20 protein-coding genes are annotated in these 21,064 nt (G+C 63.4%); 7 read left to right on the forward strand and 13 right to left on the reverse strand.

The genetic code is table 11. The features are described 5' to 3' along the window. The coding region (locus tag WA904_RS20325; protein WP_425198947.1) for a tetratricopeptide repeat protein at window positions 1-927 on the reverse strand (927 nt) is incomplete at its 3' end. A 173-nt stretch (window positions 928-1,100) separates the two neighbouring features. On the opposite strand from WA904_RS20325, the gene WA904_RS20330 reads away from it, so the two are divergent. Genes WA904_RS20330 through WA904_RS20340 form a run of 3 tightly spaced genes read left to right on the forward strand, consistent with a single transcriptional unit; the run spans window position 1,101 to window position 2,492 of the window. Next, entirely contained in the window at window positions 1,101-1,766 is a 666-nt protein-coding gene (locus WA904_RS20330; RefSeq protein ID WP_425198948.1) for a ProQ/FINO family protein, read from the forward strand. 11 nt (window positions 1,767-1,777) lie between these two features. Beyond that, window positions 1,778-2,020, forward strand: coding sequence for a hypothetical protein (locus WA904_RS20335; RefSeq protein ID WP_425198949.1), 243 nt, complete (start codon window positions 1,778-1,780; stop codon window positions 2,018-2,020). Window positions 2,021-2,060: 40 nt separating this feature from the next. After that, on the forward strand, window positions 2,061-2,492 hold the full coding sequence (locus tag WA904_RS20340) for a GNAT family N-acetyltransferase (RefSeq protein WP_425198950.1): 432 nt from the start codon (window positions 2,061-2,063) through the stop codon (window positions 2,490-2,492). An 81-nt stretch (window positions 2,493-2,573) separates the two neighbouring features. Here the strand turns inward: WA904_RS20340 and WA904_RS20345 are convergent, their stop codons facing one another. The 7 genes from WA904_RS20345 to WA904_RS20375 all read right to left on the reverse strand — a co-directional run bounded on the left by WA904_RS20345 (window position 2,574) and on the right by WA904_RS20375 (window position 10,065). Continuing rightward, a complete protein-coding gene (locus WA904_RS20345; protein ID WP_425198951.1) occupies window positions 2,574-3,452 on the reverse strand; it encodes an alpha/beta fold hydrolase in 879 nt (292 codons plus the stop codon). Between the two features lie 33 nt (window positions 3,453-3,485). Further along, window positions 3,486-4,574 (reverse strand): branched-chain amino acid ABC transporter permease, encoded by a 1,089-nt coding sequence (locus WA904_RS20350; protein WP_425198952.1) that lies wholly within the window; start codon window positions 4,572-4,574, stop codon window positions 3,486-3,488. 13 nt (window positions 4,575-4,587) lie between these two features. After that, window positions 4,588-5,571, reverse strand: a complete 984-nt coding sequence (locus WA904_RS20355) for a branched-chain amino acid ABC transporter permease (RefSeq protein WP_425198953.1) — start codon at window positions 5,569-5,571, stop codon at window positions 4,588-4,590. After that, window positions 5,568-6,293: an ABC transporter ATP-binding protein gene (locus WA904_RS20360; protein ID WP_425198954.1), complete on the reverse strand. Its 726-nt coding sequence runs from the start codon at window positions 6,291-6,293 to the stop codon at window positions 5,568-5,570. The genes WA904_RS20355 and WA904_RS20360 overlap by 4 nt, the downstream gene beginning before the upstream one ends. Next, window positions 6,290-7,066 (reverse strand): ABC transporter ATP-binding protein, encoded by a 777-nt coding sequence (locus WA904_RS20365; protein WP_425198955.1) that lies wholly within the window; start codon window positions 7,064-7,066, stop codon window positions 6,290-6,292. Before WA904_RS20365 ends, WA904_RS20360 begins: the two co-directional genes overlap by 4 nt. Window positions 7,067-7,222: 156 nt before the next feature. Then, complete coding sequence (locus tag WA904_RS20370; protein ID WP_425198956.1) at window positions 7,223-8,416, reverse strand: substrate-binding domain-containing protein; 1,194 nt, start codon at window positions 8,414-8,416, stop codon at window positions 7,223-7,225. 146 nt (window positions 8,417-8,562) lie between these two features. Then, window positions 8,563-10,065, reverse strand: a complete 1,503-nt coding sequence (locus tag WA904_RS20375; RefSeq protein WP_425198957.1) for a sigma-54 interaction domain-containing protein — start codon at window positions 10,063-10,065, stop codon at window positions 8,563-8,565. Between the two features lie 203 nt (window positions 10,066-10,268). Between WA904_RS20375 and WA904_RS20380 the strand changes: the two genes are divergently transcribed. After that, on the forward strand, window positions 10,269-11,249 hold the full coding sequence (locus tag WA904_RS20380; protein ID WP_425198981.1) for a P1 family peptidase: 981 nt from the start codon (window positions 10,269-10,271) through the stop codon (window positions 11,247-11,249). Between the two features lie 52 nt (window positions 11,250-11,301). Here the strand turns inward: WA904_RS20380 and WA904_RS20385 are convergent, their stop codons facing one another. The 4 genes from WA904_RS20385 to WA904_RS20400 all read right to left on the reverse strand — a co-directional run bounded on the left by WA904_RS20385 (window position 11,302) and on the right by WA904_RS20400 (window position 15,544). Continuing rightward, window positions 11,302-12,315, reverse strand: a complete 1,014-nt coding sequence (locus WA904_RS20385; RefSeq protein ID WP_425198958.1) for a Bug family tripartite tricarboxylate transporter substrate binding protein — start codon at window positions 12,313-12,315, stop codon at window positions 11,302-11,304. Between the two features lie 26 nt (window positions 12,316-12,341). Continuing rightward, window positions 12,342-13,844 carry a tripartite tricarboxylate transporter permease gene (locus WA904_RS20390; RefSeq protein WP_425198959.1) on the reverse strand — a complete coding sequence of 501 codons (1,503 nt, stop codon included), beginning with the start codon at window positions 13,842-13,844 and terminating at the stop codon, window positions 12,342-12,344. A 12-nt stretch (window positions 13,845-13,856) separates the two neighbouring features. After that, entirely contained in the window at window positions 13,857-14,378 is a 522-nt protein-coding gene (locus WA904_RS20395; protein ID WP_425198960.1) for a tripartite tricarboxylate transporter TctB family protein, read from the reverse strand. A gap of 206 nt (window positions 14,379-14,584) precedes the next feature. Beyond that, the gene (locus WA904_RS20400) at window positions 14,585-15,544 is read right to left on the reverse strand and encodes a Bug family tripartite tricarboxylate transporter substrate binding protein (protein ID WP_425198961.1); all 960 of its coding nucleotides are present in this window, start codon (window positions 15,542-15,544) and stop codon (window positions 14,585-14,587) included. Between the two features lie 97 nt (window positions 15,545-15,641). Between WA904_RS20400 and WA904_RS20405 the strand changes: the two genes are divergently transcribed. From WA904_RS20405 to WA904_RS20415, 3 genes are all read left to right on the forward strand, one after another. Further along, window positions 15,642-16,337, forward strand: coding sequence for a response regulator (locus WA904_RS20405; RefSeq protein ID WP_425198962.1), 696 nt, complete (start codon window positions 15,642-15,644; stop codon window positions 16,335-16,337). A gap of 98 nt (window positions 16,338-16,435) precedes the next feature. Then, complete coding sequence (locus WA904_RS20410) at window positions 16,436-17,833, forward strand: sensor histidine kinase (RefSeq protein WP_425198982.1); 1,398 nt, start codon at window positions 16,436-16,438, stop codon at window positions 17,831-17,833. 69 nt (window positions 17,834-17,902) lie between these two features. Next, window positions 17,903-18,310 carry an RNA-binding S4 domain-containing protein gene (locus WA904_RS20415; protein ID WP_425198963.1) on the forward strand — a complete coding sequence of 136 codons (408 nt, stop codon included), beginning with the start codon at window positions 17,903-17,905 and terminating at the stop codon, window positions 18,308-18,310. A gap of 59 nt (window positions 18,311-18,369) precedes the next feature. On the opposite strand, the gene WA904_RS20420 is transcribed toward WA904_RS20415, so the two are convergent. Further along, window positions 18,370-20,973, reverse strand: a complete 2,604-nt coding sequence (locus WA904_RS20420; protein WP_425198964.1) for a TRAP transporter permease — start codon at window positions 20,971-20,973, stop codon at window positions 18,370-18,372. Window positions 20,974-21,064 lie beyond the last annotated feature (91 nt).

A 21,064-nucleotide genomic window follows, 5' to 3' on the forward strand; every position in this document is an offset into this window, starting at 1 on the left:
CGGTTGGGAGAAATTTCTCAATAAGGAACTGCCGGGCTCTCTTTTCCAGCGCCACTCGTACTTCGGCCACCCACCGGCAAAATCACCCATCAACAATCGGCACAGGCCCTCATTCCAGTGGGCATCAATATGATCTGGCTTGATCCTGGTCGCACGGTCATAACTCGCTAACGCCTCTTCCAGACGTTTTATATCCTGCAGTGCATTGCCACGGTTGTTGAGGGCATCTGCAAAGTCGGGCTTGATCGCGAGAGCCCGGTCGTAACTCGTCAACGCCTCCGCCGGGCGCCTCAGTTCCCGCAACGTGTTGCCACGGTTGCTCAGAGCCGGCGCATAGTCCGGCCGGATTTGGAGAGCCCGGTCATAGCTCGCCAACGCTTCTGTCGGACGTTTGAGAACCCGCAATGCGTTGCCGCGGTTACTCAGCGCCTCTGCGTAGTCCGGCTGGATCTTGAGGGCTTGGTCATAACTCGCCAGCGCTTCACCTGGGCGCTTCAAGTCCTGCAATACGTTGCCACGGCTGTTCAATGCTTCCGCATAGTCCGGCTGGATCTTGAGGGCGCGGTCATAACTCTCCAGCGCTTCTTCAAAGCGTTTCAGGTCGCGCAGCGCAGCGCCATAGTTGTGAAGTGCGGTGGGATGATCTGGGTTGATTTTGAGTGCCTGGCAAAACAGAGCCGCAGCAGCCTCTGGATTTTTTTGCTGCAGCGCAATCGTTGCCAGCAACTGCAGCGCCTCGAAGTGCCGCGGCTGCGACTGCAATATCTCCTGGTACAGCACGGCGGCCTGATCCAGCCGCCCCTGCTGGTGCAGTGTCAGTGCCTTCGCCAGTTTGGCAGCCAGGTCCCGTGCGGCGGCATCAGGCTGCTTGTGCGGTGGCGTCATCGAGCGCTTGGGCTGGGGAATGGAGGGCCGACCGTGTTTCATTGGAATTCGCCAGGATTTTTCTTCAAGAAGGCTGCGGAAAACCCCGCGGGAGCGGGTACCCTTCCCCCCGCCAATGCCTGCCAAATTATGGACGACTCAGGCGGGGAATCCCCAGGGCCGCTGTCGGCTGGTCATTTGGTTGACAATCACGGGTTGACCCAAAGATGAACTCCATGACCATGACCCCTTCAGAAGCAGGCACTGTTGCATCCGACAAAGCCGTTCAGGTCGGCGAATCCGCCGAGCCGTCCACCGCAGCAGCCCACACGCGTTCGGTGCAGCCCGTTCTGGAAAAGCTGTTCGAGCTCTACCCGCATCTCTTCGGCGCGAATTTCCTGCCGCTCAAGCTTGGCATTTTCCAGGAACTGCTGGCCGCCCACCCCGAGCACTTCCAGCGCGAGAGTCTCAAGGCTGCGCTGGGATTTCACACGCGCTCCACCCGCTACCTGCAAAGCGTGGCCGCCGGCCACAAGCGCCACGACCTGCAGGGCAACGCGGGGAATGACGTCGCCCCCGAACACGTTTACCTGACCCTGCTCGAATTGTTCCGCCGCCGCCAGGCCCGTGCCCGCGAAGACCTGCGGCCGAAATTCCGCGCGCAGCTGATGGCCGCATTCGAGGCCAGCGGCCTGACCCGCCAGGACTACCAGGCCCGCGTGCAAACCAATGACGCCGCTGCCACCGCCCTGCTGGAAGAAGCCTTCGCCGAGCGCGAACAGAAACTGGCCAAACGCGAAGCGCTGCTCCGCACGTTTGAAAGCAGCGGCAAAAGCGCCGAGGAATTTGCCGACATGTACGGCATCGACAGACGCGAACTGGCTGCGGCGATCAGGTCCTGAAAAGAGCAACCATGGCAGCCGTCCGGCCCTTGACGTTCAGCAAGGTCAATGACGGCGTGTACCGTGTTCTGGCTAGCACCGGCGACCACATCGGCAACCTCAAGCTGATTGGCGGGCAATGGAAATTCAAGGCCGTCGGTTACGGCAGCCAGGGCGAAGTGATCCCCGGTGGCGGGCCGCTGACCAATCGGCACAACACCACGTTCGCTGCACTCGACGAACCCGTGATTGCAGCCGCACTGGCTCCAGACTGAGAGCCATGGTCCGTCGAACCCATTTCACCAGGAGAATCCCATGCAGCTCGTCTGGACCGATTCGATCGACAAGGTCGATTGGGACGAACTTTCCGCCCTCTACCGGGCAGCACCCCTGGGCGACAAGAGTCCCGCCGGGCTGAAGACCGTCTTCACGAACAGCATGTTCAGATGTTTCGTCTACGAGAACGGCAAACTCGTCGGCGTTGGCAGGGCATTGGCTGACGGGCTTGACTGCTCTTACATCTGCGACATCGCCGTCCTTCCCAGCCATCAGGGCACAGGCTTGGGGAAAGAGCTCGTGGGCCGGCTCGTCAAGCTGTCACGCGGCCATCGCAAAATCATCCTGTATGCCGTTCCCGGCAAGGAGGCTTTCTATCGAAAACTGGGGTTCAAACGCATGAGCACCGCGATGGCCATTTTCGAAAACCAGGCGCTTGCCCTGGAGCGCGGCTACCTCAACGAAACCTGAACGGCTGCCGGGCATGGCCCCGTTCTTGTGTATAAAAAAATGGCCCCAGCCCTTATTCGACGGGCGCAGCCAGCTATTAATTCAAGAGCAAATCAGCGCAGCCGTGTCAATGAACGCGGCCACCCGTTCCAGTTGCTCGGGCACGTTGAGCGCGGGCGCATGGCCGCAGCCCGGGACTTCCACCACCTGCAGCCGGCCCGCGGCGCCCGGGCCGCGCGTCTGCATCTCCCTGGTGGTGTCGCGCAGCACGAGATCCGACGCCTCGCCGCGCAGGCACAGCACAGGAATGTCGAGCGCGTCGTAGTGTTCCCAGATCAGGTAGTCGCCCGGGTGGTGGGTGAACTGCTGCACCATGGCCGGGTCGTAGTGCGGTGTCAGTCGGCCATCAGGCAGGCGGCGGGCCGAGGTTTCGGCTAGGCGCCGCCACTGCGCATCGCTGAGCCAGCCATAAGGCTTGTACACCTGCCGGAAGAAGGCTTCGAGCGCGAGCACGGTGTCGAAGGCCGGCGGGTTGCCGGCGTAGGATTTAATCCGCTCGACGGCCGGGTCCGCAATCTGCGGTGCCGTGTCGTTGAGCACCAGGCTCTGGATGCGGCCTTTCATGGCAGGCTCGAACAGGCCGGACGCACAGACGGTGCCGATGGCGCCGCCCATGGACGTACCGACCCAGTGCGCCTTGTCGATCTTCAGTTGCTCAAACAGTTCAGCCGCAATCCGTGCGTAGAAAGACAACTGATACTCATTTTTCGGGTCCGGGCTCCACTGGCTCAGGCCGCGGCCAATGGTGTCGGGGCAGATCACGCGGTAACGACTGCTCAGGTGCGCGGCCAGTTCGTCCATGTCTCGTCCGGTACGGGCCAGCCCGTGCCAGGCGATGACGGTAGCGCTGTGTTGCGCACCCCATTCGGTGTAGTGGATCTCGCGCCCGGCGCAGGTCAGGTATTCAGACGTGTGTTGCATGAAGCTGGACTCTCCGTGTTCAATTTTTTCGACTCAGGCTTGCCTGGCTGCCCGCACATGCATGGCCCTGAGCCGCCCCACGACACCGGTGGGAAAGTAATACACCGACAAGACAAACAGGACGCCCAGCCAGAGCAGCCAGCGGTCGGGGGACAGCAGTGCGGCCAGCCAGGGCAGGCCGGCGGCGGCCTCGCTGGCCAGGCGCAGCAAATCCTGCAGGTAGCTCTGTGCCACCAGGAACAGCGCCGCGCCTATGGCCGCGCCGTAAATTGTGCCCATGCCGCCGATCACAACGATCAGCAACACGTCGATCATGATTTCGAACGACAGCGAAGTGTCCGGGCCGTTGTAGCGCAGCCAGAGTGCCAGCATGGCGCCGGCCATCGTCGCAAACAGCGCCGACAACACGCTGGAGGTGGTGCGGTAAATCACCACGCGGTAACCGATGGCCTCGGCGCGGAACTCGTTTTCACGGATGGCCTGCAGCACGCGGCCAAAAGGCGAGTTGACGATGCGCAGCAGGCTCAGCAGCAACACCAGGGTAATCACAAACAGCAGGTAATAACAAAGCAGGCGCCCGTCGATGGACACACCCAGAAAGGGCTGCTCGAAAAACTCCATGCTGGGCGACAGCAGCTCGGGCACCTTGAAGCTCAGGCCGTCTTCGCCGCCGGTGATGTCCGACAGTTGCGAGGCCAGGGTCTGGAAAGCCGAGGCCACCGCCAGCGTGATCATCGCAAAAAAGATGGCTTTGACCCGCAGCGAAAACAACCCCACCAGCAGCGACAGCACAAAGGACAGCGCCAGCGAACACAGCAGCCCGACCGCCAGGGCCTCCCAGGTCGGGCCCATGCGGCTTGTCGCCACGGCGATGCCATACGCGCCTATGCCAAAAAACATGGTGTGCGCAAAACTGACGATGCCGGTGTAACCCAGCAGCAGGTCAAAACTGGCCACCAGCACGATGAATACCAGCACCTTGGCAGCCACGCTGAGGGCCTTGACGCCGGGGAAGATGAAGGGCGCAAAGGCCAGCGCCAGCAGCAGGCCAATCAGGATGACGGCCAGCACGCGGCTGCGCGGGAAGTCGTTTGAAACAATGCGTGTGAGGATGTTGTTCATCGGTCTGTCCTCCTCAGCGATTCGTCACGGGATAGATGCCCTGGGGCCGCCAGAGCAGGATCGCCGCCATCAGCGCGATGTTGGAAAACAGCGCGACCTTGGGGGCCAGAAAGCCGGTGTAGTTGGCCATCAGGCCGACCAGCAGCGCGCCTATCAGTGCGCCACCGGTCGATCCCAGCCCGCCGATGATGATGACGATGAAGATCAGCACGTTGACGTGCGCGCCCATCTGCGGCGTCACGCTCTGCTGGTACATGCCCCACATCACGCCGCCCAGACCAGCCAGCGCGCTGCCGACCACAAACACGCCGACAAACAGGCGCTTGATGCGGTAGCCCAGCGACTCGACCATCTCGCGGTCTTGCACGCCGGCGCGTATCAGCAGCCCGACCTTGGTGCGCACCAGCGTCCAGGCCAGGATGCCGAAAACCACCACGCCCACGGTCACGGCGATCAGACGGTATTTTTCAATCGCCGCGTCGCCGAACAGCAGGGAGCCGCGCATGCCTTCGGGCATGGGCAGGGCAATCTGCGCCGGCCCCCAGATCACCTTGATCAGTTCTTCGCCGATGATCATGCCGCCCATGGTGATCAGAATCTGCTTCAAGTGCTGGCCGTAGACCGGCCGCACGATGAAACGCTCGAACACCAGCCCAACGGCACCCGCCACCCCCATGGCCACCAGCATGGCCGGAAACACCGCCACCAGGTTGCGCCACAGCTCCTGCGAGCCGGTCCAGTCGCCCATGGCGCCAAGCACGCTGGTGGCCACAAAAGCACCCAGCGCGATGAAAACGCCGTGGCCGAAATTGAGCACATCCATCAGGCCGAACACCAGCGTCAGGCCCGAGGCGATGATGAAGATGATCATGCCCATGGCCAGACCGGCGACGGTCAGGGTGAGCCAAGTGGAGCCGGAGCCGATGAAGGGGAAAATCCCCAGCACCAGCAGGGGCACCAGCGCGAGAGGCTTCCAGTCGAAATCCAGAGTTTTCATATCGCGAGTCCCAGAAGCGATTGCTGCAACGCTGTGTCTTCTGCCAATTCCGCCATGGCGCCGGCATGAACCACCACACCGTTGTCCATCACGGCGACGGTATCGCCCAGGCGTTTGGCAAAGTTGATGTTTTGCTCCACCAGCAGAATCGTCACGCCGCTGGCCTTGAGCTGGGCAAATGCGTCAATCATGTTGTTGATGATGGCCGGCGCCAGGCCTTTGCTGGGCTCGTCGACGATCAGCAGTTCACGCGGCTCGACGATGGCGCGGGCTACCGCCAGCATCTGCTTTTGCCCGCCCGACAGCTTGCCGGCCGGGTGGTTCCAGAATTTCTCCACCGCAGGGAACAGCGAAAAAATCCATTTCAGTCGCGCCTCGTCCATCTGGCTGGCCCGTTTGGCACCGCGCGCGGCCAGCAGCATGTTTTCCTTGACGGTCAGGTCCGAAAAGATGCCCATGCTTTCGGGCACGTAGGCGATGTTGAGGCCGGCGATCTGCGGCGTATTCAGTTGTGTGATGTCGCGCCCGCCAAAAGTCACCTTGCCTTGCGAGGCCTGCCACAGGCCCATGATGGTGCGCAGCGTGGTGGTTTTACCCGCGCCGTTGCGGCCCAGCAGCATGGTGAGTTGCCCCTTCGGTATGGCCAGGTTCACGCCATGCAGGATGTGGTACGCACCGATATGCGTGTGCACATCATCAAGGGTCAGGAGATTGCCGTTCATGCCGCCTCCCCTGCCGGCACCGGCGCCACGCCCAAGTATGCCTCTTGAACGATGGGCGAGGCAATCACCTCTGCCGGTTCGCCATCGGCCACCAGCGAACCGTTGTGCAGCACGATGATGCGGTCGGCCAGCTCACGCACCACGTCCATCTTGTGCTCCACCAGTAAAATTGTTTTGGTCTTGTCCTGCTTCAACTGCCGAATCAGGTTCAGGATCACCGGCGCCTCGTCGGTGCTCATGCCGGCCGTCGGCTCGTCGAACATGAAGACCTGCGATTCCAGCGCCATCAGCAGCGCGACTTCCAGCTTGCGCTGGTCGCCATGCGGCAGGCTGGCGACAGGCATTGCGGCCTTGCCCTGCATGGCCACGATTTCCAGGATTTCCTCGGCACGTTGCAGCAAGGCCTTGTGGTCGCTCCAGATGCTCCACAGGTTCAGGCCGTGCCGGTGCTTGCCGTGACGCGTGGCCTGCACCGCCAGACGCACGTTTTCGAGCACCGACAGGTTGGGAAACAGGTTGGTCAGCTGGAAAGCCCGACCCAGGCCAGCCAGCGTGCGTGCCGACGCACTCAGGCCGGAGATGTCCTCGCCATTGAGAAAAACCGTGCCGCTGCTGGCCTTGAGCTGACCCGAGATCAGGTTGAAATACGTGGTCTTGCCAGCGCCGTTCGGGCCAACAATGGCCGTCAAGGTGCCAGGTGCAAAGGTGCAGCTGACAGCATTGACCGCCACGTGCCCGCCGAAGCGGATCGTGAGTTCGTGGGTTTGAAGCATTTTTTTCTTTCCCCTTGATAGGGGGAGCGGCGTAGCGAGCGACCGTCAGGCAAGGCGCACAGCGCCTCGATCCCGGAATGGACTAAAGGTCCATGAGGATTTCGAGCACTGCGCAACGCCGCATGGCGGTTGCGCAGTAGCCGAGCACCCTATCAACTAGCGCTTGTTTGCGATCGGTATATTCATCTCTTCCGGCTTGATCTCGCGGACCAACTCAGGCACACCCCAGGCAAATGCCGGATCGGCCTTGATGCGGAAGTGGAACATGCTCTGCATGGCCTGGTGGTCTTCCTTGCGGAAGGTCATCTTGCCCTTGGGCGTGTCAAAGCTCATGCCTTCCATGGTGGAGATCAGCTTGTTGGTGCTGGTGTCGCCGCTGGTTTTGTTGAGCGCCGTCACAACGGCCATCGCTGCCGAGAAACCGCCCGCAGTGAAAAAGTCTGGCGGCGCCTTGAATTGCTTGTAGTGCTGGGCCACCATGGCTTCGTTCACCGGGTTCTTGGGGATGCCGAAATAGTAATACAACGCACCTTCCATGCCTGGAAAGCTCTTGTAGGCAACCATGGCCGGCAGGATATTGCCGCCCGTGGCGAGCTTGATGCCGTAGCGCTTTTCCAGGTCCAGATCAGCGATCTTCGGAAACGGCGTCGGGCTGCCCGACCAGCCCACCGACAGATACTTCTTGCCCGGCTGGTCCTTGAGCTTGTCCACGATGCGCTGCAGGCCCGCCGTGAAGTCGGTGGTGCCCACGGGCAGGTACTCCTCATGAACGATCTTGGCGTTCTTCATGAAGGACCTGGCGGCCTTCACACCATCGCGGCCGAAGGCATTGTCGTTGGCCAGAATGGCGACCACACTACCTGGCTGGTCCAGCGCCACGGCGTTGGCGGCGGCATCCTGGCTGGAATTGCGGCCGGTGCGGAAGATGTACTTGTTCCACTTGTCGCCGGTAATGCTGTCGGCAACGGCAGGTTCCACCAGCAGGATCTTCTTGTATTCCTCGGCCACCGGCAGCATGGCCAGCGCCACGGGCGAGGCCGTTGGACCCACGGCGATGTCCACCTTTTCGTCGGCATAGGCCGCGGCCAGCGCTGCCTTGCCCACGTCAGGCTTGCCCTGGTCGTCCTTCTCGATCACCACGAGCTTCTTGCCAGCCACCATCATGGTGCCACCCGTGGCGTAGTTCAGGCCCATGTGGAAGCCAACAATGGTCTGCTTGGCATAGGCCTCCAGCGGGCCCGTCTTGCTGGCAATGATGGCGATCTTGATTTCTTTGCCCTGGCTCAGGGCCAGGGGCGAAACAAAAGCGGTGGCGAGCGCGGCAAGCGCGATCAGGGTGCGACGGTGCATGAAATGTCTCCTGTTGTGTGTCAATGCACCAGGATTGCACATGTCATGCCAACAAAAGACCGTTGATTTATATAATAATTTTCAGGTATCGTTTGAAATTGTATTTTTATAAGGCATTTTTATTGACTGATTTTCAGTCAATTGCCTTATTTTGATACAGGGTTATCCAGACGCTCATACAGCTTGGCGCGCGAGATACCGAGCAGGCGCGAAGCGGCGAGCTTGTTGCCGCCGGTGGCAGCCATCGCGGCGGCAATCGCGCGGCGCTCCACCTGCGCCACCTGCTCGGCCAGCGGCCGCAGCGGGTCGGAAGCGGAACCTTCGGCCGCGTCAAAGTCGGCCAGAGCAGCGGGCGCAATATGCTCGACGCCGGATTCCCTGAGCACTTCCTCGAACTGCGCGCGGCTGATGTTCAGTGAGTCGCTGCGCATCACGGCCTGCTCCAGCACATTGCGCAGCTCGCGGATATTGCCGCGCCAGGTTTGTGCCGACAGCAGGGCCAGTGCATCGGGCGCGAGTTCAGGCTGGCGGTCGCCGCTGCGCAGCGCCATTTCCTCGCCCAGCACCTCCAGCAGCGCCGGAATGTCGGAACGGCGCTCGCGCAGCGGCGGCACCTTGATCGGCAGCACGTTGAGGCGGTAAAACAGGTCTTCGCGAAATTTGCCTTCACGCACCAGCGCGGCCAGGTCACGCGAAGTTGCGGCGATCAGGCGCGCGTCAAACGGGATCACCTTGTTCGAACCCAGCGGTTCGATTTCGCCTTCCTGCAGGGCGCGCAGCAGCTTGGCCTGGAGCGCCTGCGGCATGTCGCCGATCTCGTCGAGAAACAGCGTACCGCCGTCGGCGAGTTTGAACTTGCCATCGCGCCCCTTGCGGTCGGCACCGGTGTAGGCACCCGGAGCCACACCGAAAAATTCGGCCTCCAGCAAGGTATCAGGCACGGCCGCAATGTTCACGCTGATGAAGGGGCCGCGTGCCCGGCTGGAGCTGGCATGGATGGCGTGGGCCAGCAACTCCTTGCCGGTGCCGGTTTCGCCCAGCAGCAGCACCGGGCTGGTGGTCTGGGCGGCACGCCGCGCCTGCCGCTTGACCTCGACCGCGGCCGGGCTGGTGCCGACAAAACTGGCAAAGGTGTATTTGGACTGGCGCTGGCCGGAAGAGGATTGAAGGCGCTGGCTGGCCAGCTCGCGGCGCGCATCGTCGAGATCGCGATGCAGCAGCGCAAACTTGCTGATCAGCGGCTGCAGCGTGGTCTCGGGATGGTCGAACAGCACGATGCCGATGGCACCTATCACGTCGCCACCGCCTTCATCGCGCAGCGGAATGCGACTGACCACAAAGGTGCCGGCGCGGTTGGTCAGCAAGTCGATCAGGAAGGCCTCGCCGGTTTCCAGCACGCGGCGCATCTGCGTGTTGGGAATCACCTCTTCCACCATGTGGCCGACAAACTGGTCCACCGATGAAAAACCCAGCGCCGGCAGAAAACGCTTGTAGCCCTCGTTGACCCAGACAATGCGGCCAGTGCGGTCCACCAGGAACATGCCCTGGCTGATGCTGGAAAACAGCTGGAACATGGACCGCGCAGCCAGCGCCAGAATGCTCTGGGCATCGAGCGGCAAGCCGTGCGGCGTGGAGTCGGAAATCAGCATGCAGGCATGGTAACGCGGAGTCAGCGGGCCGGGTAGCTGCGAGCCCACCTGTGCATGGGTATCATCATCGGACTGTGTCAACTTCGGACCGCTTCGCGGTCCCGCTCACGGAGATAGCCATGCAACGAAGAAATTTCATTGCGCGCGCCGGCCTGGCCTGCACCACCGTTGCGGCCACCGGGCTGCAGGCACAGAGCACCTCCATGCCGGAGCCCGTTGCGGGCCCCGGCGCCATTACCGACGTGCAGGGAGTCAAGGTCGGGCATTTCACCGACGGCCGCAGGCCCACCGGATGCACGGTGATCATGACCGAGGAAGGCGCTGTGGGCGGTGTTGATGTCCGAGGTGCGGCGCCCGGTACGCGCGAGACCGACCTGCTCAACCCGACCAACCTGGTCGACAAGGTCCATGCCGTGCTGCTGTCGGGCGGCAGCGCCTTCGGCCTTGACGCGGCCACGGGTGTAGTGCGCTATCTGGAAGAACGCAAAATCGGTTACAACACCGGCGTCGCACATGTGCCCATCGTTCCGGCGGCCATCCTGTTCGATCTGGGAGTCGGAGATGCAAGCATCCGGCCCGACGCCGCCGCTGGCTACAAAGCCTGCGAAGCCGCTTCCGGCAACCGGCCGGCGGAAGGCAACGCGGGCGCCGGCGCGGGCGCCACTGTCGGCAAACTTTATGGCGGCAAGCGCGCCATGAAAGCCGGCATAGGCACGGCCTCCATCAAAATCGCGGGCCTGACCGTGGGCGCCATCGTGGCGGTCAACGCGGTCGGCGACATTGTCGATCCCCTCACCGGCCGGCCGATTGCCGGTGCCCGCACCGAAGACGGCAAGCAGTTGCTGAACACACGGCAGGCCATCTTGCGCGGACAGCTGCCGGCCAGCATGCTGGCCGGTACCGCAACAACCATAGGCGTGATTGCCACCGACGCGGTCCTGACGAAAGCGCAGGCACAGAAGATCGCGCAGATGGCCCATGACGGCCTGGCACGCAGCATCAACCCGATCCACACCATGTTTGACGGCGACACGATTTTTGCGCTCGGCACCGGAAAGTCGGGCAAGACCGGCAACCCCAACCTGCTCGGCATACTGGCCGCCGAAGTCATGGCGATCGCGGTTGTTCGGGCCGCGCGCGCGGCAACCGGCATTGCGGGTTACCCCGCCGCCGCCGACCTGTGAGCTGCGCCGGATGTTCCCGGGTTTTCATGCGCAGAGGTACTGCGCAGGCAACTCAGGTTTTGAGCTTGAGCAGGTGCACCATCACGCGGGAGGTTGTCAGGTCGAAGTCGATGAAGCTGTCCAGACTTGGACCCGCTAGCCAGGAAGACTCCCACCGGTTCTGCTTCAGGACTTTCTGCCAGGACTCGTGATTGGTCGCCAGCCTCACCCCTTCAACCATTTCAGCCCGCCGGGCTGGCGACACGTCCTGGCCTGTGAACACACCGCGCCAGTTGGCCATGTCCACATCCACGCCTTGCTCGCGAATGGCCGGAATGCCGAATACCGAACGCTTGGACGAGACGCCGATGGCACGCAGTTTGCCGCTGGCCAGTTGTTCGCTGAACTCGCTGTAACCTGAAATACCCACGGCGGCTTTGCCCGACAGCACGGCTTGCACCACCTCGGCGCCACCAGCGAAAGGCAGGTAAACCAGTTCCTCCGGTTTGCTGCGGGAACCCCGCGTGAACACACCCGCGAATACATGGTCCACGCCGCCGGCCGACCCGCCCGCGATGGGCATGTCCTTGGGGTTGACGCGCATGCGCTCTGCAAAGTCGGTGACATTGCGGATTGGGGAATTGGCGGCGACGACGACCACGAGGTAGTCACTGGTCAGGCGGGCAATGGAGTGGATGCGGCTCATGTCAACCGCAGGCTTTTGCAGCGCCACCGCACCCACCATCACCATGCCCCCTATCAACAGGGCGTTGGCATCGTTGCTGTATTTCTCGACGTAATAAGCCAGCCCGATGGTGCCGCCCTTGCCGCCCTTGTTTTCATACTCGATCTCATCGGCCATGCCGGCGCCCACCAGTGCAGCGCCCAAGGCGCGGCCAGTCTGGTCCCAGCCACCGCCCGCATTGGCAGGAATCACGATCCGCAATTTGGGAGCCAGCTTGACGGGAGCCTTGCTTTTTGCCGCGACAGCGGGTTTGCCGGTTTGCGCCCACACCGCTGCATTGATGCCACTCAGGGTTGCGACCCCGAGCCCGCCAAGAATGGTGCGCCGTTTGATATTCCGCATGTCGATCTCCTTGCTGGTTGAAAAACTCAAGAGACTCGCTGCCGCCCAGTCCAGCGTTTGGCCAGGCGCGGCAATATCAGCACCATGAGCACCACGACGATCAGGATCAGTGACATCGGGCGCTGGAGAAACACCATCGCATTGCCTTCGCCGATCGACATGGCGTTGCGCAGTTGCGCTTCGGCCAGGGGGCCCAGGATCATGCCAACCACGATGGGTGCGGTCGGAAAATCAAAGCGACGCATCATCACACCGAGCACACCAATACCATACAGCAGGAACAGGTCAAACGCGCTTTGCCGCATGCCATAAACGCCCACCGTCGCAAAAATAAGGATACCGGCGTACAGGTAAGGTTTGGGAATCTTCAGCAGCTTGACCCACAGGCCCACCATCGGAAGGTTGAGCACCAGCAGCATCACGTTGCCTATGTACAGCGAGGCAATCAGTGCCCACACCAGGGCCGATGAAGACGTGAAAAGTTGCGGTCCGGGCTGGATGCCGTAGTTCTGGAAAGCCCCCAGCAGGATGGCTGTGGTGTTGGAGGTCGGAATGCCCAGCGTCAGCAACGGAATCATGGCCGCCGTCACCGTGGCGTTGTTGGCGGCCTCGGGGCCGGCCACGCCTTCAATGGCGCCCGACGAGCCGAATTCGGCACGGTCACCCTCTTTCGCCAGCTTTTTCTCGGTGGCATAACTCAGGAAGGTCGGGATCTCGGTCCCGCCGGCGGGTATGCAGCCGAACGGCGCACCGATGGCCGTACCGCGCAGCCAGGCCGGCCAGGACCGGCGCCAGTCGCGGCCCGACATGTACACCCGGCTCATCTTGTTCTGCGACTCGACCATCCTGCCCTCGTAGAGCACGGCGTACATCGCTTCGGCCACGGCGAACAGGCCGACAGCCACCAGGACAATTTCCACACCGTCGAGCAGTTCAGGCACACCACCGGTGTAACGCGCCTGGCCGGAAATCTGGTCCAGCCCGACCAGGCCCGCCGCCAGCCCGACAAACAGGGCTGTCAGGCCGCGCACCGTGCTTTTGCCCAGCACGGCACTGACGGTGGTGAAGGCCAGCACCATCAGCAAGAAGTACTCGGGCGGGCCGAGCTTGACGGCCAGTTCGGCGACAACAGGCGCAAACAGCGTGACCAGCACCGTGGCAATCGTGCCTGCAACAAACGAACCTATGGCGGCTGTGGCCAGCGCCGCACCGGCACGCCCGCTCTTGGCCATCCGGTTGCCCTCCATGGCCGTAACCATGCTCGCCGTTTCCCCGGGCGTATTGAGCAATATGGACGTGGTCGAGCCACCATACATGGCGCCGTAATAAATGCCGGCAAAAAAGATCATGGAGGCGGTGGCCTCGACCTTGGCCGTGATGGGCAGCAGCATGGCTACCGCGACAGCAGGCCCGATGCCGGGCAGGACGCCAATGGCCGTGCCCAGTGCACAGCCGACAAAGCACCAGAGCAGGTTGACCGGTGTGGCCGCAGTGGCAAAGCCCTGCAGCAGCTGGTTGAAGATGTCCATGGGTATCGAGGCTCAGAGCCAGCCGGTTGAAGTGAGGCCTGGCAGGTTGATCGCCAGAAATTGAGTGAAGGTCCAGTACACCGGTGCGGAAATCGCGACACCGATCGCCACGTCCTTGAGCCAGGCGACCGGTCGCCGGTCTGCCTTGCCCTCGGCGCCGCGCAGGCCCTGGACCGCGAGCACAAAACACAGGGTGCAGCTGAAAATGAAGCCGATGGTGGTGATCAGTGCGGCGTTGGCCAGCAAGCCCGCCGAGACCCACGCAAAGCCCGCCCAATCGCCATGGGCCGCACCACCGGGTTCATCCAGGGAGCGGAAACCGCCGGTACGCGCCTCCCAGACAATAAAGGCACCGCAAACCAGCAGGGCAATAGTCACCAGCCAGGGCAGGAAGTTCGGCCCGACACCGCCGTAGCCTGCCGCAGACGGGATGCTGACGGCGCCGCCGGCCAGCCCCAGGGCAAGCAGCACGATGCCGGCACCGACCAGCGTCTGCAGACGGATTTGCGCAGGGGAAGGGGAATGTGGTGTCATGTTTTTCCTTGTCGGCCCGCGATCGTTACCGCATGGCTGAAGATGTCAAGGCCGCCGGCACCCGCTGACGGTGCTCCCGACCGCTGTCATTGTGTACCTGTTTGGCGCTGTCCCGGACCTGATCCAGGACCCCCGGCGATTCCTGCCGGGGTCTGTCCTGGCGGGTCAGATCCGCCGGGACAGACCGGGGCTGGCGCCCCGCAGGTTTAGACCATGCCCGACTTGACCATGGTGGCGCGCAGGCTGGCCATGTCGTCATCGACAAACTTCTCGAAAGCCGCGCCTGTGAGCACGGCAGCCGTCCAGTTGTTTTTCTCGGACGCTTCCATCCAGCTTTTCGACTTGACGGCCTTCAGGATCATGTCGGTCAGGGCCTGACGCTGCGCGGGCGAAATGCCGGGCGCACCGTAAACGCCGCGCCAGTTGCCGATCACCACATTGACGCCCTGCTCCTTGAGGGTGGGGACGTTGACGCCCTTGAGACGGGCATCGGAGGTGACGGCCAGCGCCTTCATTTTTCCGGTGTTGATGTATTCCGCAAACTCGCTGTAGCCGCTGCCGCCCACCGTGACGTTACCGCCCAGAATAGCGGCAGTGGCCTCGCCGCCGCCCCGGAAAGCGACGTAGTTGATCTTGGAAGGATCCACGCCGACTTCACGTGCAATCATGGCAGCGGCGATGTGCTCGGTGGAGCCGCGCGAACCGCCACCCCACTTGACGCTACCGGGGTCCTTCTTGAGCTGCGCGATCACGTCGGCCATGGTCTTGAAAGGCGAGTTGGCAGGCAGCACGAACACGTTGTATTCGCTGGTCAGGCGCGCAATCGGCGTGACCTGCGACAGGCTGACCGGTGGCTTGCCGGTGATCAGACCGCCGAGCATCACGGCACCCATCACCATCAGGGCGTTCGGGTCACCCTTGCTGCCATTGATGAACTGGGCCAGGCCAAGCGCACCGGCCGCGCCGCCCTTGTTGTCATAGGTCACGCTGGATGCGGCGCCCGATTCCTGCAGAGCCTTGCCCAGGGCGCGGCCCGTGGCGTCCCATCCGCCGCCAGGATTGGCCGGAATCATCATTTTTACATTGGCAGCAGCCAGGGCTGACAGGGGGAAAGCACCTGTAGCGGCCAGGGCGGCCAGAGATTTCAGAAAGGTGTCGCGACGCATGAGTGTCTCCTTGTAGTGGTGGTAACGGGTCGATGATGCACCCTCTGTCTGTCAAACGGCTGTCCGCAGGCATTGGGGAAAGTGCTAATGTCTGGCCATGTTGCCGACCATGAAATTGCTGCTAATCGAGGACGATCCGTCCATGCAGGCGGCACTGCAGCGCGCCCTGAGCCGGCGCGGCATGGAAGTGCTGGGCTGCACCGACGGCCGCGCGGCGCTGGCGCAATGGACCGCGACGCAACCCGACGTGGTGGTGCTGGACCTGAGCCTGCCCGGGCTGGACGGCCTGCAGGTGCTGGAGCAGGCACGCCGCCAGGGGCTGACCACGCCCGTGCTCATCCTGACGGCGCGCGGCACGGTAGGCGACCGCATCATCGGCCTGAACACGGGCGCAGACGACTACCTGCCCAAACCCTTCGACCTCGACGAACTCGAAGCCCGGCTGCGCGCCCTCAGCCGCCGGCGCCTGACATCCAGCACCGAATCGGGCGCCGGCGCCCATGTTGCGGGCGAACTTCGCTATGAAAAGGAGAGCGGTGCGATTTACCACCGGGACCGCATCCTCGAACTCACGCCGCGCGAGCTGGCGCTGCTGCAGGCGCTGATCGTCAAGCCCGGCCAGGCGGTGTCCAAGGAAAAACTGTTCGAGCTGGTGTTTCCCGGAGAGACCGAGGTGCAGTACGAAGCCGTGGAAGTGGTGGTGTACCGGCTGCGCAAAAAAATAGCGCATACCGGCGTGACCCTGGTGACCCTGCGCGGCCTGGGCTATCTGCTGAAAGTGGATGCGCCATGAACGGTGTTGAGGCCGAGGTGCGCAGCGCCGGGCCGCCCCAAGCAAGCACAGCCCCCTCGGGGGGCGGCGTATTACACGAAGTGAAAAGCGTGGGGGTCATGTCCCTGCGCAAATACCTCCTGCTGGGCATCCTGCTGCCTGTCGGCCTGCTTGTCACGCTCAATACCGCCAGCCTGTACAACCAGGCACTCGCTGCCGTCAACACCGCTTATGACCGCACCCTGCTGGCCTCGGCCAAATCAATTGGCGAGCAACTCGATGTCAGTGGTTATGACGAACAGTCGGAACTGCGCGTCACCGTGCCTTACGCGGCGCTGGAGGCCTTCGAGGCCGACAACCAGAGCCGGCTGTTTTACCGCGTCTCCAATCTCCAGGGTGAGCTGGTCTCGGGTTTTGCGCAATTGCCCTTCTGGCGCGGCACCATTCCGGCCAAACCGCCGTATGCGGCACTGGTCGATTTCTACGACGACGTGTATGCCGGCGACGGTGTGCGCATCGCGGTGCTGCTGCAGCCGGTGGCCAGCCCGAACGGGCGCGGCATGGCCGTCATCCAGGTGGCGGAAACGCTGGAGCTGCGCACCACGCTGGCCCAGAAGATCCTGTTCGACACCCTATGGCGGCAGGCGCTGCTGCTGGCCGTGATTGCGCTGGTGGCCGTGGTGGTAGTGCAGCGCGCCACACGCCCGGTGCGCCGCCTGAGCGCCGAGCTGCAGGCGCGGCCCGAGGGCGACCTCACGGCCATTGCCGCACCCGACGCGCCGCGCGAACTGCTGCCCCTGGTCGATGCCACCAACGAAGTCATGGGCCGGCTGCAGCACCTGTTGGACAACCAGAAACGTTTTGTGCGCGATGCGGCGCACCAGCTGCGCACGCCGCTGGCCGTCCTGAAAGTGCAGGTGCAGTCGGCGCTGCGCGGTGACATGGACGCACAGGCGGCGCTGGCCGAGATCAACCAGACCGTGGATCGCGCCACCCTGCTGGCCAACCAGATGCTGGCGCTGGCCAAGGTCGAACAGCTGCGTCAGCAGGCTGACCTGGGGCCGGTGGACATGGCCGCCATCGTGCGCGCCGTGGCGCTGGACCTGGCACCGCTGATTGCCGACAAGGACCTGGAGTTCGACATCGAATCCATGCCGGCCCGTGTCAACGCCCACGAATGGATGCTGGGCGAGTTGTGCCGGAACCTGCTGCACAACGCCATCAAGCACAGCCAGCGGGGCGGCTCGCTGTCGGTGCGGCTGGTCACCGACACGCAGTACCTGGCCTTGACCGTCAGCGACAGCGGCCCGGGTATTTCGGGCGAACTGGCAGCACGCCTGTACCAGCCGTTTTCGGCCGGCAATGTGCGCCACGGCTCGGGCCTGGGCCTGGCGATCTGCCGCGAAATCACGCAGGCGCTGGGCGGCAGCATCACACTGGAAAACCGCGAAGACCATGGGCGTATTGCCGGGCTGGACGCGACCGTGCGCCTGCCGCTGGTACACAATGATTCCTGATGAACAAGTGGTATCGACAAGCCGCCGTCCCGCCAACGGGCAGCCGGTGGCGTGCACCTGAGGGAAACGATGCGAATTGACAAGTGGCTGTGGGCCGCGCGGTTTTACAAAACCCGGTCGCTGGCGAGTGAAGAGATAGGCAAGGGCCGGGTCCAGGTCAACAGCCAGGATGCCAAGCCCGCACGGGAGGTCAAGGCCGGCGACACGGTCGCCATGCGCCAGGGGCCGGTCACGCGCACCGTTGTGGTCCGGGGCCTGAGCCAGCAGCGCGGACCGGCCCCGGTTGCACAGCTGCTCTACGAAGAAACGGCCGAGAGCGTGCACCTGCGTGAAGCGGCAGCCGAGCAGCGCCGCATGAACGGTGAGCCGGCCGGCAGCCAGGAACACGGCCGGCCGACAAAACGCGACCGGCGCTCCCTGGACAAGGCCCAGGGCCAGGCCTGGGGCGACCGCTGGAGCGCCTCGGTCGATTCCTGAGCCGCTCCCTTTTTGATAGCTGCTTGCGCCCGCCCAACAAGGGCTGGAACCCTATTTTCTTACAAAGAAGAGGCCGCAGCGGTCGGCGGCACTGGGCCCCTGCCAAGGTGCATGCGCCTGCCCTGGGACCACCAGACCAGCAGGGCCAGCAACAGCGCGGGCAGGTAAAACCAGTGCGGCGTAGGCCGGTCCGTCGGCACCTTGATGGCGGTCACATCCCAGCCCTGCTCCACCCCGGCCTTGGCGGCACGCGAACCGAATTTGGCCTGGCCGATCTGCAGCGTGTCGCCCAGCGGAACCAGTTGCAGGCCGGCGTCGGCCAGACGCTTGCGCCCTTCGGGGCCCTTGTCGCCGAGCTGGACCGCCACGGTCTTGACGATCTCGCGGCCTTCCAGCGTGGTGCCGCGCGTCACCATCACGACCCGGCCGTCGCCGTCCACATTGCGTGCGATCTCGAACACCTCGGCCGGTCTGGCGTCGCGGTATTCGGGTGCGATCTGGTCCATGAAAAAATCCGGGCGGAACAGCAGGATCACCGCCGCCAGCAGCGCCAGGGTTTCCCACCAGCGGTTCCTGATGCGGAACCAGTGCATGGTGACGGCAGCAAACAGCAGCGTGGCCAGGATGCTGGCCGACACGATGCAGAAGAAGGAAAACGCCCCGCCGACATCGATCAGCAGCAGCTGCGGATTGAAGATCCAGATGAAGGGCAGGATCACCGTGCGCAGCGCATAGATGGAGCCCTGGATGCCGGTCTCGATCGCGTCCTCCCCCGAGATGGCGGCCGCCGCGAAGGTGGCCAGCCCCACCGGGGGCGTGATGTCCCCCATGATGCCGTAGTAGAAGACAAACAGGTGCACCGCGATCAGCGGAATCACCAGGCCGGACTGCGCGCCGAGATCCACCACCACCGGCGCCATCAGCGTGGCCACCAGCACGTAGTTGGCCGTGGTCGGCACGCCCAGGCCCAGCACCAGGCAGGAAAACGCAATGAACAACAGCATCACCATGACGTTGCCCTGCGACACGAATTCGACAAACTCCGTCATGCGCAGGCCCAGGCCGGTGAGCGTGATGCCGCCGACGATGATGCCGGCGGTTGCCGTGGCCACGCCGATGCCTATCATGTTGCGCGAGCCGTCGTGAAAGCCGTCGACCACCGAACGCCAGCCCTCGTGCCAGGCATCCGGCGTGCGCGTGCGGCGCAGCCAGTCGATCAGCGGTCGCTGCGACATCATCAGCACCACGAGGATGGTCACCGCCCAGAAAGCCGCCAGCGCCGGCGACATCTCCTCGACCATCAGGCACCAGATCAGCGTGCCGATGGGGATGAGAAAGTGCAGGCCCGCGCGTACGGTGGGCCAGGTGTCCAGCGCCTTGGGATGGTCGATATCAATGTCCTGCGCCAGGTCGGGGCTGCGCGCCGCCTGGTGCAGGCACACGCCGTAAAGCGCCATCACCGCCAGCACGATGACATAGGGTGCGGCATCGCCCAGCATGGCCTTCATGCCTTCGAACAGGTAATACAGCGCGCCGATCACGATGATGCTGCCTGAGATGCCGAAGGCATTGCGCAGCACGCGGTCGCGCAGCGGCTTGGGTTCACGCCGGATGATGGGCTGCATGCCCATTTTCAGCGCTTCCAGGTGCACGATGTAGAACAGGCCGAGGTAGGAGAGGATGGCCGGCAGGAAGGCGTGGCGCACGATGTCCGAATACGGGATGCCCACATACTCGACCATCAGGAAGGCCGCCGCCCCCATCACCGGCGGCATGATCTGGCCGTCGACCGAGGACATGGTTTCGATGGCGCCGGCCTTCACGCCGCCGTAACCGGCTTTCTTCATGAGGGGAATGGTGAAGATGCCGCCCGAGACCACGTTGGACACCGACGAGCCGGAAATCATGCCGTTGAGGGCCGACGACACTACCGCCACCTTGGCCGGCCCGCCGCGCAGGTGGCCGAGCGCCGCAAAACTCACCTGCATCATGTAGTTGCCGCCGCCGGCACGGTCGAGCAAGGCACCGAACAGCACGTACACAAAAATGGTGCCGGCCGACACGCCCAGCGCGATGCCGTACACCCCCTCGGTGGTCAGCCACATGTGCGAGACCAGCCGGTTCAACGAGGCGCCGCGGTGGGACAACACATCGGGCAGCCAGGGACCGAGCATGCTGTAGCCCACGAACACCACGGCCAGGGCCGCCATCGGCCAGCCGACCGCACGGCGTGTGGCCTCCAGCAGCAGCACCATGCCGGCGCTGGCGACCACCACGTCCATCGTGGTCGGCTGGCCGGGGCGGGTGGCGATCTGTGCATAAAACAGCATGATGTAGGCACCCGCAAACGCGGCCAGCAGCGCCAGCACCCAGTCCTGAACCGGCACGTGGTCGCGCGGCGAACTGCGCAGGGCAGGCCACGCCAGGAAAGCGAGGAATAGCGCGAAGCCCAGGTGGATGGCGCGCGCTTCGGTGTCGTTGAGGATGCCAAAGCCCAGCGCAAATGGCAAGGGCGAGGCATACCAGTACTGGAACAGCGCCCAGATGAGCGCCACTGAAAAAATGATCCCCGCGGTAACGCCCGTTGGCTTGCGCCCGCCGGTATCCACCTCGGCGACGAGTTGCTGCAGCGCTTCAGGTGCTTTTTCGATATCGGTTGCCATGATCATCCTTCAGGAACAGGAAGTCGTTTGCACGGGCCTTAAAAAAAAGGGCGAAGTCCGCTCCGCCCTTTTCTGGTTTGCAAGCCGCACC

The organism is Polaromonas sp., assembly GCF_049790275.1.
In the GTDB taxonomy this organism is placed as follows: Bacteria; Pseudomonadota; Gammaproteobacteria; order Burkholderiales; family Burkholderiaceae_C; genus Polaromonas.